We start from the raw sequence: 24,726 nt of genomic DNA, 5'->3' as shown, positions 1-24,726 counted from the left end.
TTGCCGTGATTTTCGAAAGCGCGAAAGTGCATTTCTTATGTCCGCTCGCCGCTGGAAGCGGACATCGCAAACATCCCCGAACGTGCAAAACATCAGTAGAGGATATTTGCCATCGCTTTGTACCGTTCGGGTAACGCGCTGTTCAGCGCCAGGACTTTTTCAAGAGTAGAAAATGTTGGAGCCCCTTTAGCGCGTTCGCCATCAACAATCGCGGAACGTATTGTCGCCGCCGCCGTAGAAATAGTGTTGAAATACTCTTCTGATTCCGCAGTTTGTAATTCTCCTGAAACGGCGTAACGGACAATTGGCCAGTCTGTAAAATCAATTAACGGGAACGCTTCTTTATCAGATGATATGTTGGCTAATAACAATTCTTCTGCTTTTTTATGATCTCTTTGTGCAGTTGAAAGTAGCTGTAAGCGATATTTCATTCTTGACAAAATATCGCTATTCATTTTTTCTGACGAGAGTGCCGCAATAAAGGTGGATAGCTCATCAGGCGGGCTGTGATCATAATGCGTTTTCCGCTGGGCTTCAGAAGGAGGTTGGGTGCTATTTGATGCAATTTCAATTAAGTAATTTAAAATTTCTAAAGTCATTTAATGTGCCTTATGAATTTCATTGTGCGGTATTAACTGGCGATAGTGAAAATAGTGCTGGCAGCTTTGTATCACTGTTAATAAATCCCGTGTCGAAAATAACGCATGGCCTGCCAGTATATGACAGGTGCTTTAAATGAACGTTTTTAAAACGTCACGCATGTTTCATATTTAAATAGCAGCGCGCTGCCAGGCTTACGCGATGAGTATTATTGATAGTGCGCGGTTTGAAAAACGAATAATTGTGCGGTCTGCTGTGAGTTCAACTCAACATGGTTAATAACGATGGGGGCTACTGACGTGGGGCGGCCTGCGAGAAGCGGTATCGCCGGTGTTGGATTTGCTTCGAACAGGTTCCGGTATTTTGCAAACCGCCAGCGTTTTGTGGCTTAACGGTTAGCGAGGCACAAGCCCCGCAAAAGAGGGCCTGGTTCAACAGAAAGGTTTCGTAGACTTGCCTCAGGCATGCTGCATTTTGCGATGAAGGCTATTAATCACAGCGATACTATGCTTTTTCCTGCGGTTGCAGTTGATAAATCCATGCCGTCACATGCTTGCCGTCGAGGGTGGTCACATCCACCCGAACACGATCGTAGCCCTCTTCGAATTCGTCCAGCATCGTCCAGTGCGCCGCGAGATTAGCGGATACAAACAGGTAACCATCAACCCGGGAACCGTCTTTATCCAGCACAATGCCGGGGAATTCGGCGGCGGCCCCCCAGCCAAATTCATAAAATGTTCCCGTAACGTAACCTGGCAGCCACTCTCCACCGATATTTTCCAGAATATGTGCATTCGAATGACCGGGGCGAAGCGTCCCGTAAACAAACAGTGATTCCATTTTTCCTCATTATCTAACGCAATGAATAACCAGCAGAATGATCATCAACATACGTTTAAGCGCTGTAGTTCGCAACTGGCTGGAATCGGGTAAGTGGCTGTGACATCCGGGGAAGTGCTCAGGGTTATTACCGGCATTGAGAATGTACTTACTGATAACTCCATGATTTATGATTCACTGAGCAACCGGTCTTCATTATTGCGGCTCAAAACATGCGGTCGGGCAGTTATCAAACCTGCCGGTGATGAGTCAGGCGAGACTGAAAGCATCAATTTCAATCAATGGTTTCGCTGAAAATACGACATGATGGCCTGTTTTAATAAGATGCCATGGAACCGGCTGAGCGGAATGGTATTTCCATCGGCAGTATGCACATACCACTGCGGGCGTTGCCTGCACGCATCGCAGAACTCCTTCAGGATCAAATGATAGTTGTTACTGCAAATCTGAAAGCCCGGGCCAACGCGCTATCCTGTATCTCAGGGATCGTGGTTTTACCCACGTTGTTAATCTTACCGGCGGGGATGATGGGGCTGATACAAAGCGAAAAGCAAAATTGGCGCGAATGGGATGAGCACTATGAAAGTTGAAGCGTTGATGCCTTCCGAACCCCGTTTTTTCTTATTGCAAACGGGCGCATCGCTGGGCACGGTGTCGGGGCATATTTTCCGCCTGGCCATCGCCTGGTGGTGCCTGCAAGTTACGCACTCGGCGGCCGCTTTTTCTTCACTCGTTGCGATATCCGTGGCGGCAGATATTTACCTTAAACCGTTTCTGGCGTCATTTGGCGATCGCTTCAATCGCATTAAATTTATCATCGTCTGTCAGTTCGCTGTTTCAGGGATCATCACATTATTCTGCCTGGCAAGTTATCTGGGGTATTTCAATTTGGTGGCTATTACCTCAGGGCTGGTCGTGATGAGTGCTATCTCATCTGTGCGTGAACCGACGATTATGGGGCTTATTCCCGATCTCGTTGCAGAAGGGAAAGTGACGCAAGCTATATCGCACCGCTCGACCATTAATTCCCTTATTATGTTGATAGGGCCGGTGATTGCGGCCTCGCTTATTTCACTTTTTTCCGCTGGTGTTGCGTTGTATATTTCTGCGCTAGTTTATGCATCATCTTGTATCGCATTTATTATTTTATGGTTTAAATATGATGTGGAAGCCGTTTCAACTGGCGAAAAGGAGAGCTGGTTTTATAAAACTAAGGGAGCATTTAAAGCGATTTACCGTGTTAAATCTGAGTTTCATATTGCACTGGTCTCCTCTGTTATTAACTTTACGATGTTCCCTTTCTTTTCCGTGACGATACCCTACTGGATCAGCACTGAATTAAAGCTTCCCGCCACCTATCTTGGCGCGTTTGAATTCTCATTTGCTCTGGGGCTCATTGCCAGTAGTCTTTATATAAACGCTTTTGTAAGAGCGTGGGCGGGACGGCTCAAGAATGTTTTATTTGGCTTTGTCCTGTTGGGCAGCAGCGTCATGGCAATTGTCCTGATGGGAAATATCTATATGTCTATTCTGCTGGCGTTCTTTTGCGGTATGGCATTTATTTTTATTAACGTCAACCTCAGTACGCTGCGCTCAACGGCAACTCCCCGTAATTACCGAACGAGAATGAGCGCCATGGCAGGATTTTTATCCAGCCTGGCCAACCCTTTTGGCGTGGCCATTGCTGGCTGGTATATCAGTTTATTAGGCGTGGTTCCGTTTACCGTTATTTCCGGTGCCGTTGTGGTGTTAATTGCTCCCGTTATTTTATGTTCGTTTCATTTGCGTCGGGCACTTTCGCTTGATGAAGTTGAAATGAAAGGGTATTACGAAAAAACCTATCCGGCCGCATTTTATAAACGCGGGCAGCAAAAACAGGACGCATAAAGGATATTTAATAGAAGTGCTTTGACGTTATGACCAGACTTTGCATGGGTTGCCATTCTGGCAACCATGCTGAGTGTGTTTTCTCTGTGACTGGTTTCTGCGGGGGCTAAGGCGTGTTTGCGGTTACGAGACGGTTATTAATGGCGTACACCGTACAGTTGCCCGCGCCCGGACGCTGCTCCTGTTGACAGATGCTTAGCGCCGTTTCTGCGGCTTCATGGCTGTTTCTGCCCCAGTACGCCGCGCCCCAGTCGCCGTCCTCGTCCGTGGCAAAGGCTTTTTCATAGCGTTGTGTTGCTGCATATTCTGAGAACGCCTTTTTCCCGGCGGCATTGAGCGCGGGCGGTGCAGGCAGGTGCGTTTCGGGCAGAGGCACAGCTTCGCTGGTCGGTAAATGCTGCTGTTTTAGAAATGCGGCCACCGTCTGCCACCAGAAACTTTCCGGCGCTGAATCCATAAAGACATGGCCGTTATTACCGAAGGCAGGCATCGTGATGAATTGCGCAGTGTGGCTTCCCTGCTGATAGGCATCGAACATCTCTTTGCCCATCGACGGCGGGAAGGATTTATCATTTTTCGCATACAGCCACAGGGACGGGATTTGCGCTGTCTTCCCGTAACGTGCGTAGGCTTGCAGCAGACCGGCTTTATCGCAGAGTGATTTCCCGTCAATCGCGCCCCTTCCGCCGTCGAAATTGATTACCGCCTTAACGCCTGGTGGATTAGCCGCGCCAGTAGCAAGCGCCGCAAAACCGCCTGCGGACATTCCGGCAAGGATCGCGTTATCGGCTGCGGCCCACGGCTGGTGGCGCACGGCATCGAGAGCCGCGAGCAGGTTACGGGTATCCTGCTCCCCGGCCCGCAGGTGTAAAGGTTGCGCGCAGGAGCCATCGGCATACTCCGCCGCACCGCTTGATTGCCCGTAGCCCTGGCGCAGGACCACCACCGCCGCATAACCGTGGCGCGCAAAAGCGATAGCCGCTGAGGCATAACGGTTCGGGTTGATTATCCAGCGATCAAATTCAGCAGTGCCAACGGTTCCATTAGTGATTAACACCACGGGCAAAGGCGTTTGGCTGTCCATGCGTGTCACAAAGGCATCCAGCACGGCCGGCTGACCATTATCTAGGGTGACCGCCAGCAAAAGCGGCTCTCTTATCAACCCATTAATCTGTTGATATTCCTGGGCTTGCCCTACAACATCTGCATGGCCTGCAACAGTAAAAAGAAGGAGGGCGGTGGTGAAAAGGCGTTTTGCCGGACGAGTCGTAAAACGGTTGCGCATGGTGGTTAACCCTGAAATGTTTGGCCTTAAAAGGCGCGGCGTGACTGGAGAGCTGGTCACTTGTTTTTCTATTTCCTGTCGCGCGGTATTGATCGCGCATGTCGGTACTTTCTGCAAGCCGTGAGCATAGCATTAAGCTAAGCAAACATTTTCAATGGGTTACGTTACAGGTTCAGCTTGATGCTCAAGAAGCGGAAAGGGGCGGTTTCTGGAGGGGAAAACTTATCGCTATGTTTAGCGGAGCGATAAAAAGCAAAAAGCCTGCTTAAAAGCAGGCTTTTTTTGAATCTGGCTCCTCTGACTGGACTCGAACCAGTGACATACGGATTAACAGTCCGCCGTTCTACCGACTGAACTACAGAGGAATCGTTGTGGAGGCTTATCTTAGCGGCGAAAAATCTTTTGTCAAACCTCATTTCTCGCAGGGTGTGCTGACTGCCGAATCCATCGACAATTTGAGTTCATTATCATCGTTTTCTGTGGAAATGCTTTGCAGGATCACGGTTTCTCCCCCATCATTTGAAATGTGATTTCACCTTTTGCGGCTAAGGACCAATTTGAACGTCGTTACTCCTCTTCGCCAGGCTGTCATGCGCACGCCGTGGTACAGAAAGCGTAAAAGCTACCGTGTTTTATTCTGGCGAGAAATCACCCCCCTTGCCGTACCTATCTTCCTCGAAAATACCTGCGTCCTGATGATGGGCGTGCTCAGCACCTTCCTCGTAAGCTGGCTGGGCAAAGAGGCGATGGCGGGGGTAGGTCTTGCCGATAGTTTTAACATGGTGGTGATGTCATTTTTCGCGGCAATCGACCTGGGAACCACGGTGGTGGTGGCCTTCAGCCTCGGTAAGCTGGATGGCGAGCGGGCGAGGGCGGCGACGCGCCAGTCGCTGGTGATCATGACGCTGTTTTCGATTGTGCTGGCGGCGGTGATCCACTACTACGGTACGGAAATTATCGATTTTATCGCCGGGGCGGCAACGGCGGAGGTCAAGGCGCTGGCATTGACCTATCTTGAACTGACGGTTCTCAGCTACCCGGCTGCGGCCATTGCGCTGATTGGCAGCGGTGCGCTGCGCGGCGCGGGCAATACCAAAATCCCGCTGCTGATTAACGGCGGCATGAATATTCTCAACATTCTTATCAGCAGCGTGCTGATCTACGGTCTCTTCGGCTGGAAAGGGATGGGCTTCGCCGGGGCAGGGCTGGGGCTGACCATTTCCCGCTATATTGGCGCGGTGGCGATTATCTGGGTACTGATGATTGGCTTTAACCCGGCGCTGCGTATTCCGCTAAAAAGTTACTTCGAAAAGCTCAACTTCAGCATTATCTGGGAAGTGATGGGTATCGGCATCCCCGCCAGTATCGAATCGGTGCTGTTTAATGGCGGCAAGCTGCTGACGCAAATGTTCGTTGCCGGTATGGGCACCAACGTTATCGCCGGTAACTTTATTGCTTTCTCCGTCGCCGCGCTAATTAACCTGCCGGGCAACGCGCTGGGTTCCGCCTCCACAATTATTACCGGTAAACGACTGGGCAAAGGACAGATAAGCCAGGCTGAGCGCCAGTTGCGGCATGTATTCTGGCTCTCGACGCTGTTACTGACGGTGCTTGCCTGGGGAACCGCGCCGTTTGCCGGGCTTTTCGCCTCGTTTTACACCCAGGAAGAGGATGTAAAAGAGGTGGTTAAAGTGCTTCTCTGGCTTAACGCGGCATTTATGCCCATCTGGGCGGCATCCTGGGTGCTACCCGCCGGGCTGAAAGGCGCGCGCGACGCCCGTTTCGCCATGTGGGTGTCCATGCTTGGAATGTGGGGTTGTCGCGTCGTCGCCGGTTATACCCTCGGGATTATGCTCGGTATGGGCGTGGTTGGGGTCTGGCTCGGGATGTTCCTTGACTGGGCGGTGCGCGGCGCGCTCTTTTACTGGCGTATGGTTAGCGGACGCTGGCTGTGGAAGTACCCGAAGCCGCAAAAAAGCGCCATTTCTGCACAGAATGGAGAATAATTCGGCAAACGCGCCAAAATGTGAAAATCAGGCTTTGACAAGGGCCTGGGGCATCGCTAATATTCGCCTCGTTCACACGATTCCTCTGTAGTTCAGTCGGTAGAACGGCGGACTGTTAATCCGTATGTCACTGGTTCGAGTCCAGTCAGAGGAGCCAGATTTAAAAAAGCCTGCTTTTAAGCAGGCTTTTTGCTTTTCTGCGTTCTCACATCCCGCAACTTAGCGTTTTCCCTGCGGGAATTTCTCGTTGAAGCAGCAATGCATCGCGATGACAAAGGCTATCGACATGGTCAGTTCGGGCGGCGATACGCTGGCAAAGAAGCGCTGAAAAGCCATTATGCCTGCACGGAGTAAAATAAAACCCGCCGCAGCGGGTTTGTGAATGAACCGAACGCTTAGCTTGCCTGCACGCGCAGCGGTGCAGTGGCTGCATTAAGCCACGCGCGGGCATCGTCATCAACCAGTGGCGACAGGGTGTCGCGCACCTGCTGGTGATAATCATCCAGCCACTGCTGCTCCTGTTCGCTCAACAGGCTCCATTCCACCTGGCTTAAATCGATGGGAATAAGCGTCAGCGAAGCAAAGCGGCAGAATCCCGGCTGGCTTTCCACCACTTCCACCTGGTTTTCGATACGAATGCCATAGTTGTCCGCTAAATAGTAACCCGGCTCAATAGTCATAATGTTGCCCGCCGACAGCGGCCAGGGGTTGACCTTTTTTGCAATGCGTTGCGGCTGCTCATGGATCAGCAACTGATGACCAACGCCATGACCGGTGCCGTGATCGAAATCCAGCCCTAAATCCCACAGCGCGCGGCGGGCAAACGCATCCAGTTGGTGGCCGTGCGTACCTGCAGGAAATTGCAGGGTGAACATCGATAAAAAGCCTTTCAGCACGGCGGTGTAGTGCAGCCGTTGCTGAGCATTGAGTGCGCCAAACGACAGGGTACGCGTCGCGTCAGTGGTGCCGTTTTGGTACTGGCCGCCGGAATCATTCAAATAGAAATTGGCGCTGGTGATGGCTTTATTGGTTTTTTCGCTGCTGTGATAATGGCACATCGCCGCATTGCTGGCAGAGGCTGAAATGGTGCTGAAACTCTGTTCAATAAAGCCGGGTTGCCGCTGACGGAATGCCAGCTGTTTTTGCTGCGCTTCCAGTTCGGTTACCGGGTTACCCGCCGCTTCCCGGGCGGGCACTTCGCGCGCCAGCCAGGCGAGGAAATTGACCCACGCCGCGCCATCCTGCTGGTGGCTTTCGCGGTAGCCTGCCAGTTCGGTCGCGTTTTTATGCGCTTTGATAAAAGTAATAGGATCGGCGCTCCACAGCACTTCGCCCCCCTGCTGTTCAATAGCGAAACGCAGCGCTACCGGCGCGAAATCACCGTCGAGCAGGATGCGTTTTCCGGCAGCGATCTGCTGGCAACGCGGCAGGAAGTCCCCGACATCATGCAGCGTCAGCGTGGAGGTGAGCTGCGCAGATAAACCGGCAGTTTTCTGTGGATTGACAAACCATTCGACGGCACCTTCGCGGCTGAGCAGGGCAAAGGAGTGCGCCACCGGGTTCATCGCAATGTCCGAACCGCGAATATTCAGCAGCCAGGCGATATTATCCGGCAGCGTAATCGCCAGGTAATCCGCCCCTTTTTCCGCCAGCACCCGCGCAATGCGTGCGCGTTTATCGGCACTGCTTTCACCGCTTATCGCCAGCGGCATTTCACGGATTGCGCCACACGGTGCCGCCGGGCGATCGGTCCAGATTACGTCGAACGGATCGCTGTCCAGTGCCACCAGTTCACAGTGCGTGGCGTTCAGCGCCTGAAACTGGCTGTTGACCATCAGCAGCGGCTCAAAGCCGATGCGACTGCCCGCAGGCAATGAAGCGTTTAACCACTGATCCAGCGGTTCGTTGTGCAAATGGTGGATCGCAAAATCATGGAGATCGACTTCGCTGCGCACCTGCACCTGGTAGCGACCATCCACAAACAGCAGCGCTTTGTCGCGCAGCACCAGCGCCAGCCCGGCAGAACCGGTAAAGCCGGTGAGCCACTGGAGTTTATTGTCATGTGGCGCGCAGTCTTCGCTCTGGTGCGCATCGGCACGCGGAACAATCATGCCGTCAAGCTCCAGGGCGACCAGCCGATCGCGTAACGCTTGTAACGGTGTCGGGGTTTGCATGGTTAATCCTTTTTAATTGTTATCGGAATGGCGGTTCGTTAAAGGTGCGCAATTTACGCGAGTGCAGGCGATCGCCCTCTGCGCGGAGCAGGTCGATGGCGCGGATGCCAATTTGCAAATGCTCGGAAATCGCCCCTTCATAAAAACGGTTGGCCTGGCCGGGAAGTTTGATCTCGCCGTGCAGCGGTTTGTCAGAAACGCAGAGCAGGGTGCCATACGGCACGCGGAAGCGATAACCCTGCGCGGCAATGGTGGCACTTTCCATATCTATCGCCACCGCGCGGCTCAGGTTAAAGCGTAGGGAGGAAGCGGAATAACGCAGCTCCCAGTTGCGATCGTCGGTGGTGACCACCGTGCCGGTACGCAGACGCTGTTTTACCTCCTCACCCGGCATGTCGCTGACCTCTTTGGTCGCGTCGTACAGCGCACGTTGCACTTCAGCGATGCTCGGGATCGGAATATCCGGCGGCAGCACGGCATCCAGCACGTGGTCATCGCGCAGGTAGGCATGCGCCAGTACGTAATCGCCAATCGACTGGCTTTCACGCAGGCCGCCGCAGTGGCCAATCATCAGCCAGACATCCGGGCGCAGCACGGCCAGATGATCGCAAATGGTTTTCGCGTTCGACGGGCCAACGCCAATATTTATCAGCGTAATGCCCTGACCGTCAGCGGTGACGAGGTGCCAGGCCGGCATCTGGTGTTTTTTCCACGCCAGATCAGAAATGGCCTGCTCCGGCGCTTCCGTATCGGCAGTGATCCAGTTGCCGCCCGCGCAGGAGAGCGCGACGTAAGGGCTATCGGGATTGAGGATCTCGTTACAGCCCCAGCGCACGAACTCATCGACATAACGCGTGTAATTGGTGAACAACACAAACGGCTGGAAATGTTCAACCGGCGTGCCGGTGTAGTGGCGCAGTCGCGCCAGCGAGAAATCGACACGGCGCGCATCAAAATGGGAGAGCGGGTAAAGCTCGGTCGGGTGGAATAGGCCATCGGCGGTCTCATCACCAATCTGCGCCAGTTCGGTGGTGGGGAAATGGCGCGTTAAGCCCGCGCTCATTGACCTGTCCAGCGTCAGCTCCGAGCCGTCAATCACGTAAGGGTACGGGATTTCATGCGCGGATAACCCAACCTCGATGTGTGCGCCATAGTCCTGACACAGCAGGGTTAGTTGTTCGAGTAAATAGGGACGAAACAGCGAAGGGCGGGTGATGGTGGTGGTGTAACAGCCCGAATGGGTGAAGCGGGCGTAGGCGCGGGTTTTCGGTGGGTTCGTCGCGCTGCCATTCCAGCTTACGGATAACTGCGGATAGACGAATAACCCTTGTGCGCGGGCTTCGGTATCGGGAAGCTGACCGTCGTCAATATAGCGAGCGATCGCCTGACGAAGGGCCTCGACGGAACGGTCATACAGCGCTTCAAGTTGATCCAGCGCTTGTTCCGGGGTCAGAGTTGCACCCTTATTATTCATCTTTATCTCCTTATCTGCTCTACGGCTGTAGCCGATAGTATGTCACAGGAATGTGAAACGAAAGCAGCGCGCAACGGGATTCAGAGGAAACGGATGAGGGAACAATCCGGCGCGACAGCGCGCGCCGGAAGGCGGATTAGCCGCTGATTTTCACCAGTGTACGGCCCTGGATTTTATTATTGAGGAAATCGGCAGCGGTTGCCGGAGCCTGTTCCAGCGTAATTTCGGTTGCCGCCTGCTGGTAGTAACTTTCTGGCAACGTACGTGCGAGATTTTCCCACACGGCGCCGCGCTGTGCGGTTGGCACCATCACGGAATCCACGCCTTGCAAACGCACGTTTCGCAGAATAAACGGCATCACGGTGGTCGGCAGTTCGAAACCGCCTGCCAGACCGCATGCGGCAACACAACCGCCGTAGTTCGTCTGCGCCAGCACTTTTGCTAACACGTGGTTGCCAACCGTATCAATCGCACCGGCCCACAGCTGTTTTTCCAGCGGACGGGTCTGTTCAAAATCGCTGCGCGGCAGGATCTCATCGGCGCCCAGCTTACGCAGAAAATCATGGGTAGATTCGCGACCGGTTACGGCGGCAACGGTGTAGCCCAGCGCTTTCAGCAGCACGACAGCGGTGCTGCCAACGCCGCCACTGGCACCGGTGACCAGCACGGTACCATCCTGCGGTTTAATCCCGGCATCCTGCAGCGCCATGACGCACAGCATGGCGGTAAAACCAGCGGTGCCAATGATCATCGCATTGCGCGCACGTAAACTTTCCGGCAGCGCCACTAGCCAGTCCCCTTTTACGCAGGCCTGCTCGGCAAGTCCACCCCAGTGGTTTTCGCCCACGCCCCAACCGGTGAGGATCACGGCCTGGCCGGGAGTAAAGCGCGCATCGCGGCTTTCGCTCACGCGACCGCAAAAATCAATGCCTGGCACCATCGGGAACTGGCGAATGATTTTACCTTTACCGGTGATAGCCAGCGCGTCTTTGTAGTTAAGGCTGGACCAGTCAATATCGACCCGAACGTCGCCTTCACCCAATGCGGGCAGGTCGACCTCTTTCACTTCCGCCAGGGTTTTATTCTCATTCTGTTCCAGAACTAATGCTTTCATGACTGCGTTTTCCTCGTCGGATGAGGTGTATTTTTCGGCGTTTTCGCCGTCCTGTGCAGATGCTCCATCCCCCGTCATGCTTCACGCAGCAGGGGCGGTTGTTATGCTGTGGTGGAAAAATTTCCAGTACTGATCCAGCGGCTCGACGGAGCGGAACAGTTTGGCGCGCATTACTGCGCCTTCCCAGCCGGACCAGAACACCCTGGCCAGTTCGCGGCTCGCGGCATCTGGCGGCAGTTCGCCGGAGACTTTTGCTTCATCCAGACACGTTGCGACGCGCGTTTCCCAGTCGGCTAGGATGGCTTTCAGGCGCACCGGGAAGGCTTCCGGTAACAGTGGCGTTTCCTGCAACAGGTTGCCCACCAGGCAACCACGGCGGAAATCGTATTTCGCCATTCCCTGGCCTGCGTGGTGCACAAAGGCGGCCATGCGTTGCAGCGGGAAGCGCTGGGTATCGGTTAAAAATTTATCCAGTTTATGCGCGAAAAAGTCGCCGTAAGCGGCCAGCACTGCCATGCCAAATTCCTGTTTGCTTTTAAAGCAGTGATAAAACGAGCCTTTAGGAACCGCGATATTTTTGATCACCGCATCAATGCCCGCCGACAGATAGCCGGTTTCGGTTAGCACTTCCAGGCCGGAGCGAATCAGCTCCTGGCGGGTATCGGTAAAGTCGCGCTCGACTTTTGGCGGCCGTCCGCGGCGGGGTTTTTGCCGTGCTGCTGTTTCGCCATTCATAATTTAGACCGATCGGTTTTAATTCGGCAGAGGCTACGCCGATTTACCATTCCAGGCAAGCGAAGAAACAAAAAAGCCCGCACGAGGCGGGCTTGCAAACTTGCCGGTTGACGCTGTTACCGCAAACGCCAGCGGGCAAACCGGGTTAGGCGGTGGTATTAATATTACGACCGATTGCCGGGTTGGAAGGTAACTGCGGGATCTGCTGAATCAAGTCGCTGGCGATCGTTTTCTGGGTATCGAGCGCTTTTTTCAGCACCAGCGTGTTGACTTGGTTATCAAGCTGATAAGAGTCAAGGCTGCTGGCTAATGATGCAATTTGTATCGGATCCATGCTGTAAATCCTTTATTGTAGAAAAAACAACCAGAGAACAGCTATGAGTATAGCTGCACAATTTTTATCGGCAGTAAGCGCGGGATCTTTAAGCGAGGCGTGAGACGAACCCGATGATGAATAAGCGAAAACCCGCCGTAGCGGGTTAATGGAGAAAGATTAAGCGCCGGGGCTTTCGGCGAATTTCAGCAGGGCATCGCCATCCAGCCGGTAACGTACCCATTCACTTTGCGCCCGCGCGCCGATGCTCTGGTAAAAATCAATGGCCGGCTGGTTCCAGTCGAGCACGCTCCACTCCAGACGACCGCAGCGGCGCTCAACGGCATACTGCGCAATCTTTTGCAGCATCGCTTTTCCGGCACCGTTACCGCGAAAATCGGGCGAAACGTAGAGATCTTCCATGTAAATGCCGTTGCGGCCAAGCCAGGTCGAATAACTGGTGAAGAAAACCGCATAACCCACGGCTTTGCCTTCGATTTCATAGATTAAGGCTTCCGTTTTGCTCTCCGTGCCAAACAGGGTTTCGCGGATCTCATCCGCTGTGGTGATCACTTCTTCAGGCGCTTTTTCATACACCGCCAGTTCATAAATCATCGCAAAAATGGCGTTTGCGTCAGTCGGGCGGGCGGGGCGGATGGTAATGCTCATTGCGTTTCCTGTTGTTTTTACCGGGAGTTCAAAATTGATGGCCGCCAGCATAAGCGGTATTGTGCAAAGAATTAAGTGCAATGAAATCACTACTCGATGAATATTATGCATCCCACGTTACGGCGTCTTGATCTCAACCTGTTACCCGTTTTCGACGCGGTCTACCGCCACCGTTCTGTGCGACAGGCGGCAGAAGAACTGGCGATGAGCACATCGGCACTCAGCCACGCGCTCTCAAGACTACGTGTGACGCTCAACGACCCGTTATTTTACCGGGAAGGGCACGTAATGTGCCCAAGCGTTTATGCCAGCCAGCTTGCGCCCGCCATTGCGTCGGCATTAGCGCATCTCAACCATGAACTCACCCCGCAAGCGGAGTTTGATCCCGCGACGACCACAGACTGTTTGCAGGTCGCGATCACTGATTTCACCGTGTTTAGCATTTTCCCCGCGCTGATGGCCGCATTGCAGCATACGGCGCCCGGACTGCGTTTTGAGTTTCGCTATTTGCCTCATAGCCCGGCGCTTAATGAGCTGCTGGCAGGAGAAGTGGATTTCGCGCTGGGGTTTAGCGCGCCGCAGGATATTCATTACGCCGAGCTGGATGAGATCGGCTTGTTTGCAGATAAATATGTCGTTATCAGCAATCAACACAGGCAACAGTTAACGCTGGACGATTACCTTGCCGCGCGCCACCTGGTGGTAACGCCGTGGAATGAAAGCAAAGGCGTGCTGGATTGTGAACTCGAACGTCTGGGTTATACGCGACAGGTGGCGATAAAAACGCCCTCGATGCTCAGCGCGCCTTTTATTATCGCCGACAGCGATCTGCTGATGGCGCTTCCGCGTTCGGCAGCGGAAAAGTTAAAACAGGCGGCAAGGATTACCATTTTTGCGCTGCCTTTTTCGGTTCCGCCGTTCGAGGTGAAGATTTATTCCCATAAACGCAGCGGCAAGCGCGGGGCGGCGCAGTGGTTGCAGAAAATGTTGAAAGAACTGTCGCACCCGCAAACTTCGCGCAACACGTGAACAGCCTGTCCGTAGGCCAGACGTTGCGCAGTACGCACAAAACGGCGATGACTCGTTAGCGAATGCGGCGGGAGTGCTGTTATCTCCCGGTGACGCCTTCGCGCATGAATGTGACGGCGTTCTTATTTATTAATAAGACTTTCGCTGGCTGCATTAACCCGCCAAAAATAACACTCTATTTATTAATCAGTTACTTTTTTATAACCTCAAAACGGTTAAGTTGTGAAAGATATACAACTTCTATCGATTAACCCGTTTTTTTTTATTTCCGATATAGAGATAAGGCGCGGTTCGAATGCCCGAAGCCGATGCTGTACCCGCCATATAAAACAACAATAGGTACTCATGCCATGAAACTATCCCTCGCGCAAAAACTTTGGCTCCCTCTCATCGTGGCGCTGGTGTGCCTTGCCGGGACACTGCTCTACAGCTCTTTTACGGTCAAAGAAGACCAACTGTCACTGCGCAAAAACGAGTTGCAGCATGTTTCGCAACTGGCGCTGAGTATCGTCAAAACACAGGCCGCGCTGGTTGATAAAGGGGCGATCACGCAACAGGAAGCGCAGCAGCGTGCAACCCAGTTAATTAAGGATTTACGCTATGGGGAAACGGGATACTTCACGATTCTCAATACCCAGGCTGAAGTGATTATGCATCCGATCAACGCCAAGCTGATTGGTCAGGGGCCACAGGTTGCGGATGCCAATGGTGCCTACATCTTCAGAGATATGGTTGCGGTTACCCGTGATAATCAGGCCGGGTTTACCGCTTATGTTTTTCCGCGCCCCGGCGAGACGGAAGCTCAGCCGAAAATCGCTTACAGCATTCCGTGGACGCCCTGGGGCTGGATCATCACCACCGGTCTGTATGTGGATGATATCGACGCTGCGTTTCGGGTTTCGCTGTATCAGAACCTGATTGAATTTGTGGCTATCAGTATTTTGCTGTCGGTGATCGTCTATCTCATCAACCGGGGAACGTTGCTGGCGCTTGGGGGCGAACCTCGTTATGCCGTTGATGTCGCCGCGCGGATTGCCGCCGGGGATCTTTCGCAGACGGTGGATAAAAAATCCGGGGATAACTCAAGCCTGATCCACGAAATGGGCGTGATGCGTGAGCAACTGACCGCCGTGATCAATGATATCCGTGAAGGGGCGGAGATCATTAACACCAGCACCCATGATATTGTTGCCGGAAATCAACAAATTGCCTCACATTCCGAGCAGCAGGCGATGTCGCTGGAGCGCACCTCGTCCAGCATGGAAGAGATCACCGCCGCCGTGAAACAAAACGCGGAGAACGCCGGGCAGGCGCGTCATCTGGCGAGTGAAGCTGTGGATATTGCTTCGCGCGGCGGTGTGGTAATGCAGAGCATGAATGAAACCATGAACGGTATCTCCGAGAGCGCCGGGAAAATAGCGAGCATTATCGAGGTGGTCAACGGCATCGCGTTTCAGACCAATATTCTGGCGCTGAACGCGGCGGTTGAAGCAGCCAGAGCGGGTGAACAGGGCAGAGGCTTCGCGGTGGTCGCCGGTGAAGTGCGTAGTTTGTCATTGCGCAGTTCGCAGGCGGCGCAGGAGATTAAAGGGCTGGTGGAAGAGTCTGTCACGCGCGTCAATAACGGCTCGTCACAAATCAAAATTGCCGGCAGCAGTATCGACGACATGATTGTGGCGGTGCGGCGCGTCTCGGACATCATGTCGGAAATCTCCGTCGCGACCGAGGAGCAGAGTAAAGGCATCAGCCATGTTAACGAAGCGATTGTGCAAATTGATGCGGTCACGCAGCAGAACACCGCTCTGGTTCAACATGCGGTATCGGCGGCCAGTGCGCTGGAAGAGCAGACCCGTCGACTGACGCAGACGGTGGCCTTTTTTAATACCGGCAGATAATCACCGCGACATCACGTTCCTGGGCCTGCGAAGGCAGGCCCATTAAGGCTTATCCCTGCCAGCCTCGCCATGACAGGCAAAGCAGCACTTGCAATCACGGGGCTTCATCTTCACTTTTACGGTGGACTGCCTTTATTGCTCAATCGGCAAGCGTAAGCCCTGAGCGCAACAATGCTGCTGGTCAGGAATACCTGGAAAAACGCGAGGTTGAAAACCGCGACTGGTGCAGGGGGTGCACGCGCTCGGCTCGCAAAGCAACGTTTTGCCTGGATGAAAGGTGAGGGGTTTATCGCGTGCGGTTGGTAGAAAAGCAAAAAGCCTGCTTAAAAGCAGGCTTTTTTAAATCTGGCTCCTCTGACTGGACTCGAACCAGTGACATACGGATTAACAGTCCGCCGTTCTACCGACTGAACTACAGAGGAATCGTGTGAACGGGGCGAATATTAGCGATGCCCCAGGGCCTTGTCAAAGGATGGATCGTGCCGTCGCGATCGTTTGCTGACTATTTCAGCAATCTGCTGCCGGGATAAGCACTTAAGCGCGCATTTGCACCAAAACTGTGCAATGCATCCGCCATGGGGCATCATACAAACCACTGTTTCAGTAATAATTCCCCCGCTCGTAATTAGAATCTCTTATTATCCAGCCTGTTAGCGCCTTTCATTTTGCCTAACTAAAACTGGCAAGCATATTGCAACTCCTCTGGCTACATCACATCCGGCGTTGGCACTGGTACCCGTACAGGAGGCAAAATGAACTTAAGACGACTGAAATACTTCGTAAAAATCGTCGATATTGGAAGCCTGACTCAGGCAGCCGAAGTATTACACATTGCGCAGCCCGCGCTGAGCCAGCAGGTTGCCACTCTGGAAGGCGAGCTGGATCAGCAATTGCTTATTCGCACCAAACGCGGTGTGACGCCGACCGAAGCGGGCAAAATCCTCTACACCCATGCACGGACGATTTTGCGCCAGTGCGAACAGGCGCAACTGGCGGTAAACAATGTCGGTCAGTGCCTGCGGGGACAAGTCTCCATCGGCCTGGCACCGGGCACTGCTGCGTCTTCCGTCACCATGCCGTTGTTGCAGGCGGTGCGGACCGAGTTGCCGGAAGTTATGGTTTATCTGCATGAAAATAGCGGCTCAACGCTGAACGATAAATTGCTCAGCGGGCAACTGGATATGGCGGTGCTGTATGAACGCGCGCCTGGCGCGGGGATCAGCAGCCTGCCGCTGCTGAAAGAAGATCTGTATCTGGTGGGCACGCGTGACTGCCCAGGCCAGAGCGTCGATCTGACGGCGGTTGCCGATATGAATCTTTTCCTGCCGCGCGATTACAGCGCTGTCCGTTTGCGTGTTGATGAGGCCTTTTCGCTGCGTCGACTGACCGCGAAGATCATTGGCGAAATTGAGTCGATCGCCACGCTGACGGCGGCAATTGCCAGCGGAATGGGCGTGACGGTACTGCCGGAATCTGCCGCGCGTTCGCTGTGCGCCGCGACCAACGGCTGGATGGCGCGTATCACCACGCCGTCGATGAACCTGCCGTTGTCGTTAAACGTTTCCGCGCGCGGCACGCTCTCGCCGCAGGCGCAAGCGGTGAAAGATATTTTAATGTCATTAGTTAGCCGCCCGGCAATGGAAAGCCACGAGTTGCAGCTGGTGAGCTAAGCATTATTCCTTAATGGAATAAGATGCTGGTTTTTATTATTTGTTCTGCCTGGCCGCAGACTTTAACAATATCGTCATGTCTGACAGGCCAGGAGCAGCGAAGGGTGAATTTCCAGCAACTCAAAATTATCCGCGAGGCGGCGCGGCGGGATTACAACCTGACCGAAGTCGCCAACATGCTTTACACATCACAATCCGGCGTGAGCCGCCATATTCGTGAGCTTGAAGAAGAGCTGGGGATTGAGATTTTTATCCGTCGCGGCAAACGTTTGTTGGGCATGACGGAACCCGGTAAAGCGCTACTGGTGATTGCCGAGCGCATTCTTAACGAAGCGAGCAATGTGCGCAGGCTCGCCGATCTCTTTACCAATGACACCTCTGGCGTACTGACCATTGCGACGACGCATACTCAGGCGCGTTACAGTTTGCCCTCGGTGATTAAAGCTTTTCGCGCGCTGTTCCCGGAAGTGCGGCTGGAGTTGATTCAGGGCACCCCACAAGAGATTGAATCTCTACTGCATAACGGTGGCGCAGACATCGGCATTGCCAGCGAACGCTTAAGCAATGACAGCTCACTCGTGGCGTTCCCCTGGTTTCGCTGGCACCACAGTTTGCTGGTACCGGCGGATCACCCGCTGGCGCAATCCTCACCGTTAACGCTCGAAGATATCAGCCGCTGGCCGCTTATCACTTATCGCCAGGGGATAACCGGACGTTCGCGTATTGATGAAGCGTTTGGTCGCAAGGGGTTAATCCCGGATGTGGTGCTGAGCGCGCAGGATTCCGATGTTATCAAAACCTATGTTGAGCTGGGGCTGGGCGTCGGGCTGGTGGCGGAGCAATCGAGCGGCGAAAACGAAGAGGGCAAACTGGTGCGGCTGGATACGCAACACCTGTTTGATGCCAATACTGTCTGGTTAGGGTTAAAACGTGGCCAGTTACAACGAAATTATGTCTGGCGCTTTATTGAACTGTGTAACGCCGGGCTGTCGGTAGACGATATTAAACGCCAGGTGATGGAGCCGGACGAAGCGGCGATCGATTACCAGATTTAACAAGGGTCACAAAAAACAGAGCCTCCGCATGCGGAGGCTTTTTTTACTGATGCGCGTGCGGCGGTGTTTTCATCAGCATCGCTGTCAGAGCGGAGAGCAGACAGCCTGCCAGCAGATAAATGGCGACGGAATGCCACTCACCGCCGGAAAAGTTCAGCAGCGCGGCGGCAATAAAGGGCGTAAACCCGCCGCCAACCACGCTGGCGACCTGGTAACCAACACCCGCGCCGCTGTAGCGATAACCCGCGCCAAACATTTCGGTGAACATCGGCTGCTGTACGCAAACCACCATATCGTGAGCGATATTGGCCAGCAGTAACGAGAAGAGCACCACGCCGAAAATGGAGCGCATTTCCAGCGCCATAAAGAACGGGAAGGCGCTCAGCGCGCCGATCAATGCGCCGGTGATATAGATGCGCCGCCGTCCAAAACGATCCGCCAGCCAGGCGAATAACGGAATGGTCAGGCAACTTATCCCGCCGACCAGCAAGCCTATATTAAGAAACAGCTCACGCGGTAAACCCAGATTTTGCGTCGAGTAGTTCAGCGCAAAAGCGGTGACGATATACATGGTCAGCAGTTCGCACAGGCGCAGGGCGATAATTTTCAAAAACGCCCCCGGATGGCGAAACAGCGCTTCAAATACGGGCGGGCGTTTTTTTATTTGCGTCGGTTGTTGCGTCTGCGCTCGTTCAAACTCGGCCGATTCCGCCATGCCGTTACGCACCCACAGCGCACCGAGCACCAGTACAATGCTGAACAAGAATGGCAGACGCCAGCCCCAGCTCAGAAACTGTTCGTTGGTGGTCAGGCTGCTGATGAGCGACACAAGCCCCGTGGAGAGCAATAACCCGACGCCATATCCGACCTGAACGCCGCTGCTATAGAAGGCTTTTTTGCCGGAGGGCGCACTTTCGACCGCCAGCAGCGCCGCGCCGCCCCATTCGCCGCCAACGGCGAAACCCTGAATGGCGCGCAGGATGACCAATAACGCCGGTGCCCACCAGCCGATGGTGGCAAAAGAGGGCAGAATACCAATACAGGCGGTGGCGATCCCCATCATCCAGACCGTCATCATCAGCATTCGCTTGCGACCGAGACGATCGCCGAAATGACCAAAGACAATGCCGCCGAGCGGGCGGAATAAAAATCCGACGCCAAACGTGGCGAAAGCGGCAAGCGTGCCCATCGCCGGATCTATCTGCGGGAAAAATTCGCTGTTAAACACCAGCGCGGCGGTGATGCCATACAGTAAAAAATCGAACCAGTCGACCACTGCGCCAGCGAAGCTGCCCCAGGCTGCACGGCGGGCGCGATTTAGTGGCGGTACCTCTTCATCGGGGCGGGTTGTGATGAGCGTGGAGTCCATAGTTGTTCTGTCCGTTCCTCAAAATTGCAAAATTTTCTAGTTTTAATAGGAGAAAAGGTTACTCACATCGTACGCAGCTAAAAAAGTCGCTATTGAGACTACAGCGACAGCGGACAGGTGAAAACTCTTTTGCAGAGCGGGCGGCATGAAAGGGGGAATTTAACTCAGGGGGCGTTAATGCGCAGAAGATTATTCGGTTGTCGAATGATTCGCATGTGTGGTATTCGGGCGATTGATGTTACACCGCAGGCGCCGACCATAAGCCGTTAATCTTCTTATCGGATGCCCGACCTGTCATGCGCCTGGCAGGCCGGGTATCCATGTTATTCATTGCCTACGGCATTGATGGCTAACGTACGCGATGAATACGGCGTAAAGCGGCAAGCAGGTTGTTTTTATCCGCCTCGCTGAGATTGGGCGCCATAATTTGTGCCGACAGCCATGTGGTGTCTGCTTCAGTAAAGGCACCGGTGAGCAGCCGCTGGCTGATGGCGGTGAGCAACTGGCTATCGAGTTGATTTATCTGTTGCCGGGTCGCGTCCAGGCTTCTGACCGAGTGGCTGGTATCCGGTGTGGCTAACCAGTCGGCCAGATAGCGATACTGAACGGCCTTGCTGGCGTTCATTAATGCGCGGAAAAAAGGCTCCACGGAGCCGGGATCCAGACCCGCGTCCTGGGCATTTTTCACTGCTTCTGCCAGTACTTTTTGTTCCCGCCCGACATCTTCCACGGGGGAGTGGTGCTGTGCCTTGTAACTGGCGACGTCTTTCATGATCAGCATGCGTTCATTGAGTGCTGATGAAAGTGTGCTGAGCGACACCGAGGCGACGGAGCCTGCAAACACATTGCCGCACATGAACAGTGACGAAAGGAAAACAACCGCAGACTGGAACATCAACTTACCCTCCTGTCAAAACCCAAAAAAAAGCCGTTCTCGGGGAAGAACGGCGAATCGACCATCACGGCTAAAATCACTAACACGATTCATATTCTATTAGTTACGTGAATGAATTATTTCCTGGTGAGCGTTTTATGTAAGTAAATGAAACGATGTAAATAAGCGACAAAGAGTGAGGGCGCAGCACGAAAATTGTGCTGGCGCATGCGGAATGTACAATACCGGGCGCGAGACGGCGCGGGAACGCCTGACGCTCTCGTGTCGCTCAGGCTTAACGCTTGTTACCTTTGGGAACATTCAGATGACAGATATCACAATCAGACCAGCGCGAAGCGAGCATTTTGCGGCGTTAAGAGCCATCGAACTTGCATCGTTTGAAACCCTGCGCGAGGCGGGTGCAGTGAGCGGAACGCCTGTTGCTAACAGCCTGGAAGCGTTGCACCAGCTGTGCAGGGAAGGGGTATTGCTCGTCGCGTTTGCACCGGACGATATCCCCGTCGGGTTCGCCGGTGCCGTGATTACGGAAGACTGGCTGCACATTGCCGAAGCGGATGTTCACCCGGACTGGCAGCGGCAGGGCATTGGCCGGCGCCTGATGCACGCGCTTTTGTCGGAAGGCAAAGCGCGCGGTTTAAACGGTGCCTCGTTGACGACCGATCGTAATGCGCCCTTCAACGCGCCTTTTTACGCTTCGCTGGGTTTTGACATCGTTGAAGGCAACGCCATTTCACCCCGGCTGAAAGCGGTGCTAACAGAGGAAATCCTCGCCGGGCTGGATCCGAAACGCCGGGTTGCCATGCAATTAATGTATTGAAATCAAGGGTCGCAGTGCGTTATGTGCAAGCGTGCGCAAACGGATAGATAAACAATCGCTTAGCGCAGGCAAGCGATATATTTCTCACCTGAACGGCGCACCATTTCCGCAGCATCGTGCGCGATCTCCCGCCCTTCAAACGCGCCGTAGAGTTTCGCGAATTTCACCGCATCCAGCCGGCGCGTTATTTCACGAACCGTCTCTGCCGGCAGCGGCAGCATATTCGGATAGCTCCACATGAAGGAGACGGCATTAGCGCCTGGCGTGACCTGAACGATATCGCCGGATAGCAGCACACCGTCATCCCGCACCCAGTGAAGGACGCAGCCGCCGGCAAAATGACCGCCAAGGCGCATGATACTTACGTCTGATGTCAGTTGCAGGGTATCGCCATCCCAGAGGGTAATGTGCGGGCTGTCGCGCATGATCCATTCGCGATCGCGTTCATGCAGATAAATCGGGGCGTCAAATGCGTCAGCCCAGTCTTGCATGGTGGTATAGAAATGAGGATGCGAAATAGCAATAGCCCTGAGCCCGCCCAGAGAGGCGATCAGCGTTTTTGTGGCGTCGTCGAGGGTGGAAATGCAGTCCCACAGGATATTGCCCTGCGCTGTTCGCAGCAGAAAAGCGCGCTGTGCAATCGCGAAATCAGGTACGGTTTTAATGCTGAAGAGATCGCTTTCGTGTTGTTGCCATTTATTGACATGCGAGGCCAGAAGGGTGGGGAAATCAACCCACTTCTGCCCGGTTACCGGCACGAACTGGCGCTCATCTTCGCAGATAGTGCACCGGTGTGGGGGCGTGTCAGTTATTTCATACGATGTGCCGCACGCGTTGCATAAGGTGATCATTATTGTCCTCTTTGTTGCGGATACGTCAGTGCTAAAGGGTTTTGCAGCGAATGGCCGCTTTTTTGCGCGCCATTGTTTGAGTAATAACCTCTTTAGCATGGCACATGAAGGCCGCGGTATGTGCTGGAGAGAGCGGCCAAAAAAAAGAAGAAATGCCCGCTGCGCGACAGAACGGTTCAGCGCGCAGCAGGCTGGGGCAGAACGAAGGAAAAGGTGAATGCCGGATTTAAGGCTCGTTCGGTGGGACGGTGTCGCGTTTTTCTGCCCATTTCAGCATGGCATCCAGCGCCGGGCACAGGGCCTGGCCCCACTCTGTCAGCCGGTATTCCACCTTCGGCGGGATCTGCGGATAGACCTTGCGCGACACGATGCCATCCGCTTCAAGCTGCCTTAGTTGCTGGCTTAACATCTTTTGCGAAATGCCCGGAATAAGCCTGCTGAAATCGGAGTAGCGCTGCACTTTTCCATCAAATAAATGAAACAGGATGACCAGCTTCCAGCGGCCTTCCAGTAATCGCAGCACTTGTTCGACGCCAAGCGCGGCGGTATCGGGGGTATAAATCTTACTCATAAGTCTGTTACTAACTTTTTTGTGCGTTCTTGATGATTTGACACTATATGGTGAAAATGAGAGCACCGCAAACCACAGGAGCCTCTCATCATGCCTTTGTCACTACCCGACGCTGTTGCTACCTACTTCGCCATCAGCAATGGCGCAGATATCGCCAACGTTAACCACTGTTTTACGCCTGATGCCGTGGTTATCGATGAACATAAGACCCATCGCGGCCTTGACGCTATCCAGGCCTGGCAACGCGACGTGCAGAGTGCGTTTGAGTACACCGTTGAACCGATCCGGGTTGCTGATGAGGGAACACGGTTAACGGTGACCTCGCATGTGGCGGGCAATTTTCCCGGCAGCCCGGTGCAGCTTAGCCATGCGTTCACTTTGCTGGACGGGAAGATTGCCGCACTGGAGATCGTCTGATGAGCATGAATCTGAACTTGCAAGGAAAACGCGTTCTGGTCACGGCGGGCACTAAAGGTGTCGGAAAGGCGGTTGTTGGCCTGTTTCATGAACAGGGGGCAAAAGTGTTAACCACCGCGCGGAACCAGCCTGATGAATCGTTAGCGGATCACTTTGTGGCGGCCGATCTGACAACGGTTGAAGGTTGTCAGCGCGTCGCGCAGGCGGTGCAGAGCCGCTTTGGCGGCGTTGATATTATTGTTCATGTGGTTGGCGGCTCGACAGCCCCCGCGGGGGGGTTCGCGGCGTTAGGCGAAGAGGAATGGCAGCAGGAACTGAATCTCAATCTGCTGCCTGCGGTCCGCCTCGACAGAGCACTTTTACCCGGCATGCTCGCGCAGGGAGCGGGGGTTATTATTCATGTCACCTCCATCCAGCGCGAACTGCCGTTGCCGGAATCGACAACAGCGTATGCCGCGGCAAAGGCTGCACTCTCGACCTACAGTAAAAGCCTGTCGAAAGAGGTCTCACCAAAAGGGATCCGCGTGCTGCGTGTCGCACCCGGCTGGATTGAAACGGAAGCCTCTGTCGCGCTGGCTGAACGGCTCGCGCATCAGGCAGGAACGGATTACGAAGGCGGCAAGAAAATCATCATGGATTCGCTCGGTGGCATTCCTCTGGGGCGTCCATCAAAACCGGTGGAAGTGGCAAATCTCATTGTGTTCCTCGCTTCATCCTGCGCGGCGGCAATCACGGGTACGGAGTACGTTATCGATGGCGGCACAGTACCCACCGCGTAATCGCGACGATGATTGCGCGTGACCTCCGTGTGCCGGCGGCTGTCTATTCTCTCGCGCGAGCTGGAATGTGTGTAAATCAGGCCGCTCGCTGTACGGAAAAAGAGAAGTAACGGCTGAAGGGAAGGGGGTAACACGTTGCCAGGCCTGAAAAGCAAAAAGCCTGCTTAAAAGCAGGCTTTTTTGAATCTGGCTCCTCTGACTGGACTCGAACCAGTGACATACGGATTAACAGTCCGCCGTTCTACCGACTGAACTACAGAGGAATCGTGTGAACGGGGCGC

The 24,726-nt window shown here is 54.1% G+C and carries 24 protein-coding genes and 4 tRNA genes; 12 read left to right on the top strand and 16 right to left on the bottom strand.

Going from position 1 to position 24,726, the window contains the following annotated elements:
* Positions 1-92: 92 nt before the first annotated feature.
* Positions 93-599: a hypothetical protein gene (locus DFO56_RS12220; RefSeq protein WP_045510556.1), complete on the bottom strand. Its 507-nt coding sequence runs from the start codon at positions 597-599 to the stop codon at positions 93-95.
* 505 nt (positions 600-1,104) lie between these two features.
* Positions 1,105-1,440 carry a gamma-glutamylcyclotransferase family protein gene (locus DFO56_RS12215; RefSeq protein ID WP_045510554.1) on the bottom strand — a complete coding sequence of 112 codons (336 nt, stop codon included), beginning with the start codon at positions 1,438-1,440 and terminating at the stop codon, positions 1,105-1,107.
* Positions 1,441-1,769: 329 nt separating this feature from the next.
* On the opposite strand from DFO56_RS12215, the gene DFO56_RS12210 reads away from it, so the two are divergent.
* Both DFO56_RS12210 and DFO56_RS12205 read left to right on the top strand, forming a co-directional pair.
* On the top strand, positions 1,770-2,030 hold the full coding sequence (locus DFO56_RS12210) for a hypothetical protein (RefSeq protein ID WP_045510551.1): 261 nt from the start codon (positions 1,770-1,772) through the stop codon (positions 2,028-2,030).
* Positions 2,020-3,327 (top strand): MFS transporter, encoded by a 1,308-nt coding sequence (locus DFO56_RS12205; RefSeq protein ID WP_082071779.1) that lies wholly within the window; start codon positions 2,020-2,022, stop codon positions 3,325-3,327. The genes DFO56_RS12210 and DFO56_RS12205 overlap by 11 nt, the downstream gene beginning before the upstream one ends.
* A 106-nt stretch (positions 3,328-3,433) precedes the next feature.
* Here DFO56_RS12205 and DFO56_RS12200 read toward each other — a convergent pair whose 3' ends face one another.
* The gene (locus DFO56_RS12200; protein ID WP_045510548.1) at positions 3,434-4,612 is read right to left on the bottom strand and encodes a dienelactone hydrolase family protein; all 1,179 of its coding nucleotides are present in this window, start codon (positions 4,610-4,612) and stop codon (positions 3,434-3,436) included.
* Between the two features lie 289 nt (positions 4,613-4,901).
* A tRNA-Asn gene (locus DFO56_RS12195) sits at positions 4,902-4,977 on the bottom strand.
* Positions 4,978-4,983: 6 nt separating this feature from the next.
* Between DFO56_RS12195 and DFO56_RS25150 the strand changes: the two genes are divergently transcribed.
* The 3 genes from DFO56_RS25150 to DFO56_RS12185 all read left to right on the top strand — a co-directional run bounded on the left by DFO56_RS25150 (position 4,984) and on the right by DFO56_RS12185 (position 6,775).
* Positions 4,984-5,142, top strand: a complete 159-nt coding sequence (locus tag DFO56_RS25150) for a DUF5951 family protein (protein WP_353609784.1) — start codon at positions 4,984-4,986, stop codon at positions 5,140-5,142.
* 9 nt (positions 5,143-5,151) lie between these two features.
* Entirely contained in the window at positions 5,152-6,618 is a 1,467-nt protein-coding gene (locus tag DFO56_RS12190) for an EmmdR/YeeO family multidrug/toxin efflux MATE transporter (protein ID WP_097405715.1), read from the top strand.
* Between the two features lie 81 nt (positions 6,619-6,699).
* Positions 6,700-6,775: transfer RNA gene (locus tag DFO56_RS12185), tRNA-Asn, on the top strand.
* A 238-nt stretch (positions 6,776-7,013) separates the two neighbouring features.
* Here DFO56_RS12185 and DFO56_RS12180 read toward each other — a convergent pair.
* From DFO56_RS12180 to DFO56_RS12155, 6 genes are all read right to left on the bottom strand, one after another.
* Entirely contained in the window at positions 7,014-8,792 is a 1,779-nt protein-coding gene (locus tag DFO56_RS12180) for an aminopeptidase P family protein (protein ID WP_045511162.1), read from the bottom strand.
* A 19-nt stretch (positions 8,793-8,811) separates the two neighbouring features.
* On the bottom strand, positions 8,812-10,266 hold the full coding sequence (locus DFO56_RS12175; protein WP_020454228.1) for an AMP nucleosidase: 1,455 nt from the start codon (positions 10,264-10,266) through the stop codon (positions 8,812-8,814).
* Positions 10,267-10,402: 136 nt separating this feature from the next.
* Positions 10,403-11,380, bottom strand: coding sequence for an MDR family oxidoreductase (locus DFO56_RS12170; protein ID WP_044489683.1), 978 nt, complete (start codon positions 11,378-11,380; stop codon positions 10,403-10,405).
* A gap of 81 nt (positions 11,381-11,461) precedes the next feature.
* The gene (locus DFO56_RS12165) at positions 11,462-12,115 is read right to left on the bottom strand and encodes a TetR family transcriptional regulator C-terminal domain-containing protein (RefSeq protein ID WP_045511165.1); all 654 of its coding nucleotides are present in this window, start codon (positions 12,113-12,115) and stop codon (positions 11,462-11,464) included.
* 145 nt (positions 12,116-12,260) lie between these two features.
* Positions 12,261-12,449 carry a YjfB family protein gene (locus DFO56_RS12160; protein ID WP_017458405.1) on the bottom strand — a complete coding sequence of 63 codons (189 nt, stop codon included), beginning with the start codon at positions 12,447-12,449 and terminating at the stop codon, positions 12,261-12,263.
* A gap of 159 nt (positions 12,450-12,608) precedes the next feature.
* On the bottom strand, positions 12,609-13,097 hold the full coding sequence (locus DFO56_RS12155) for a GNAT family N-acetyltransferase (protein WP_045511168.1): 489 nt from the start codon (positions 13,095-13,097) through the stop codon (positions 12,609-12,611).
* 96 nt (positions 13,098-13,193) lie between these two features.
* Between DFO56_RS12155 and DFO56_RS12150 the strand changes: the two genes are divergently transcribed.
* On the top strand, positions 13,194-14,126 hold the full coding sequence (locus DFO56_RS12150; RefSeq protein WP_045511171.1) for a LysR family transcriptional regulator: 933 nt from the start codon (positions 13,194-13,196) through the stop codon (positions 14,124-14,126).
* Positions 14,127-14,476: 350 nt separating this feature from the next.
* Entirely contained in the window at positions 14,477-16,021 is a 1,545-nt protein-coding gene (locus tag DFO56_RS12145; protein WP_199496498.1) for a methyl-accepting chemotaxis protein, read from the top strand.
* Positions 16,022-16,367: 346 nt separating this feature from the next.
* Here DFO56_RS12145 and DFO56_RS12140 read toward each other — a convergent pair.
* Positions 16,368-16,443 (bottom strand) — tRNA-Asn (locus DFO56_RS12140).
* A gap of 330 nt (positions 16,444-16,773) precedes the next feature.
* On the opposite strand from DFO56_RS12140, the gene nac reads away from it, so the two are divergent.
* Together nac and cbl are read left to right on the top strand one after the other, a co-directional pair.
* Complete coding sequence (gene nac / locus DFO56_RS12135; protein WP_020454222.1) at positions 16,774-17,691, top strand: nitrogen assimilation transcriptional regulator NAC; 918 nt, start codon at positions 16,774-16,776, stop codon at positions 17,689-17,691.
* Between the two features lie 104 nt (positions 17,692-17,795).
* Positions 17,796-18,746, top strand: coding sequence for an HTH-type transcriptional regulator Cbl (cbl, locus tag DFO56_RS12130; RefSeq protein ID WP_020454221.1), 951 nt, complete (start codon positions 17,796-17,798; stop codon positions 18,744-18,746).
* A 43-nt stretch (positions 18,747-18,789) separates the two neighbouring features.
* Here cbl and shiA read toward each other — a convergent pair whose 3' ends face one another.
* Together shiA and DFO56_RS12120 are read right to left on the bottom strand one after the other, a co-directional pair.
* Positions 18,790-20,115 carry a shikimate transporter gene (shiA, locus tag DFO56_RS12125; RefSeq protein ID WP_045511178.1) on the bottom strand — a complete coding sequence of 442 codons (1,326 nt, stop codon included), beginning with the start codon at positions 20,113-20,115 and terminating at the stop codon, positions 18,790-18,792.
* Between the two features lie 349 nt (positions 20,116-20,464).
* A complete protein-coding gene (locus tag DFO56_RS12120; protein WP_045511181.1) occupies positions 20,465-21,010 on the bottom strand; it encodes a chorismate mutase in 546 nt (181 codons plus the stop codon).
* Between the two features lie 304 nt (positions 21,011-21,314).
* On the opposite strand from DFO56_RS12120, the gene DFO56_RS12115 reads away from it, so the two are divergent.
* On the top strand, positions 21,315-21,827 hold the full coding sequence (locus DFO56_RS12115) for a GNAT family N-acetyltransferase (protein ID WP_045511395.1): 513 nt from the start codon (positions 21,315-21,317) through the stop codon (positions 21,825-21,827).
* Positions 21,828-21,886: 59 nt separating this feature from the next.
* On the opposite strand, the gene DFO56_RS12110 is transcribed toward DFO56_RS12115, so the two are convergent.
* Both DFO56_RS12110 and DFO56_RS12105 read right to left on the bottom strand, forming a co-directional pair.
* Positions 21,887-22,678: an MBL fold metallo-hydrolase gene (locus tag DFO56_RS12110; protein WP_045511184.1), complete on the bottom strand. Its 792-nt coding sequence runs from the start codon at positions 22,676-22,678 to the stop codon at positions 21,887-21,889.
* A gap of 226 nt (positions 22,679-22,904) precedes the next feature.
* Positions 22,905-23,249, bottom strand: coding sequence for a helix-turn-helix domain-containing protein (locus DFO56_RS12105; protein ID WP_045511187.1), 345 nt, complete (start codon positions 23,247-23,249; stop codon positions 22,905-22,907).
* Positions 23,250-23,339: 90 nt separating this feature from the next.
* Here DFO56_RS12105 and DFO56_RS12100 point away from each other — a divergent pair, with 90 nt between their 5' ends.
* Positions 23,340-23,666, top strand: coding sequence for a nuclear transport factor 2 family protein (locus DFO56_RS12100; RefSeq protein WP_045511190.1), 327 nt, complete (start codon positions 23,340-23,342; stop codon positions 23,664-23,666).
* A complete protein-coding gene (locus DFO56_RS12095) occupies positions 23,666-24,445 on the top strand; it encodes an SDR family oxidoreductase (RefSeq protein WP_045511193.1) in 780 nt (259 codons plus the stop codon). The genes DFO56_RS12100 and DFO56_RS12095 overlap by 1 nt, the downstream gene beginning before the upstream one ends.
* A gap of 187 nt (positions 24,446-24,632) precedes the next feature.
* Here the strand turns inward: DFO56_RS12095 and DFO56_RS12090 are convergent.
* Positions 24,633-24,708: transfer RNA gene (locus DFO56_RS12090), tRNA-Asn, on the bottom strand.
* Positions 24,709-24,726 lie beyond the last annotated feature (18 nt).

Origin of the sequence: Kosakonia sp. AG348, assembly GCF_003337365.1 — a bacterium.
Lineage (GTDB): Bacteria > Pseudomonadota > Gammaproteobacteria > Enterobacterales > Enterobacteriaceae > Kosakonia.
This window is presented reverse-complemented; position numbering and strand designations above follow the sequence as displayed.

Excerpts from the sequence above, each read along its gene's own strand:
- DFO56_RS12145 (WP_199496498.1), top strand. The coding sequence starts at position 14,477 with ATGAAACTATCCCTCGCGCAAAAACTTTGGCTCCCTCTCATCGTGGCG.
- DFO56_RS12200 (WP_045510548.1), bottom strand. The coding sequence starts at position 4,612 with ATGCGCAACCGTTTTACGACTCGTCCGGCAAAACGCCTTTTCACCACC.
- DFO56_RS12100 (WP_045511190.1), top strand. The coding sequence starts at position 23,340 with ATGCCTTTGTCACTACCCGACGCTGTTGCTACCTACTTCGCCATCAGC.
- DFO56_RS12110 (WP_045511184.1), bottom strand. The coding sequence starts at position 22,678 with ATGATCACCTTATGCAACGCGTGCGGCACATCGTATGAAATAACTGAC.
- DFO56_RS12175 (WP_020454228.1), bottom strand. The coding sequence starts at position 10,266 with ATGAATAATAAGGGTGCAACTCTGACCCCGGAACAAGCGCTGGATCAA.
- DFO56_RS12210 (WP_045510551.1), top strand. The coding sequence starts at position 1,770 with ATGGAACCGGCTGAGCGGAATGGTATTTCCATCGGCAGTATGCACATA.
- nac (WP_020454222.1), top strand. The coding sequence starts at position 16,774 with ATGAACTTAAGACGACTGAAATACTTCGTAAAAATCGTCGATATTGGA.
- DFO56_RS12160 (WP_017458405.1), bottom strand. The coding sequence starts at position 12,449 with ATGGATCCGATACAAATTGCATCATTAGCCAGCAGCCTTGACTCTTAT.
- DFO56_RS12220 (WP_045510556.1), bottom strand. The coding sequence starts at position 599 with ATGACTTTAGAAATTTTAAATTACTTAATTGAAATTGCATCAAATAGC.
- DFO56_RS12150 (WP_045511171.1), top strand. The coding sequence starts at position 13,194 with ATGAATATTATGCATCCCACGTTACGGCGTCTTGATCTCAACCTGTTA.
- DFO56_RS12165 (WP_045511165.1), bottom strand. The coding sequence starts at position 12,115 with ATGAATGGCGAAACAGCAGCACGGCAAAAACCCCGCCGCGGACGGCCG.
- DFO56_RS12155 (WP_045511168.1), bottom strand. The coding sequence starts at position 13,097 with ATGAGCATTACCATCCGCCCCGCCCGCCCGACTGACGCAAACGCCATT.
- DFO56_RS12215 (WP_045510554.1), bottom strand. The coding sequence starts at position 1,440 with ATGGAATCACTGTTTGTTTACGGGACGCTTCGCCCCGGTCATTCGAAT.
- DFO56_RS12115 (WP_045511395.1), top strand. The coding sequence starts at position 21,315 with ATGACAGATATCACAATCAGACCAGCGCGAAGCGAGCATTTTGCGGCG.
- DFO56_RS12205 (WP_082071779.1), top strand. The coding sequence starts at position 2,020 with ATGAAAGTTGAAGCGTTGATGCCTTCCGAACCCCGTTTTTTCTTATTG.
- DFO56_RS12120 (WP_045511181.1), bottom strand. The coding sequence starts at position 21,010 with ATGTTCCAGTCTGCGGTTGTTTTCCTTTCGTCACTGTTCATGTGCGGC.
- DFO56_RS12095 (WP_045511193.1), top strand. The coding sequence starts at position 23,666 with ATGAGCATGAATCTGAACTTGCAAGGAAAACGCGTTCTGGTCACGGCG.
- DFO56_RS12180 (WP_045511162.1), bottom strand. The coding sequence starts at position 8,792 with ATGCAAACCCCGACACCGTTACAAGCGTTACGCGATCGGCTGGTCGCC.
- DFO56_RS12105 (WP_045511187.1), bottom strand. The coding sequence starts at position 23,249 with ATGAGTAAGATTTATACCCCCGATACCGCCGCGCTTGGCGTCGAACAA.
- DFO56_RS12170 (WP_044489683.1), bottom strand. The coding sequence starts at position 11,380 with ATGAAAGCATTAGTTCTGGAACAGAATGAGAATAAAACCCTGGCGGAA.
- shiA (WP_045511178.1), bottom strand. The coding sequence starts at position 20,115 with ATGGACTCCACGCTCATCACAACCCGCCCCGATGAAGAGGTACCGCCA.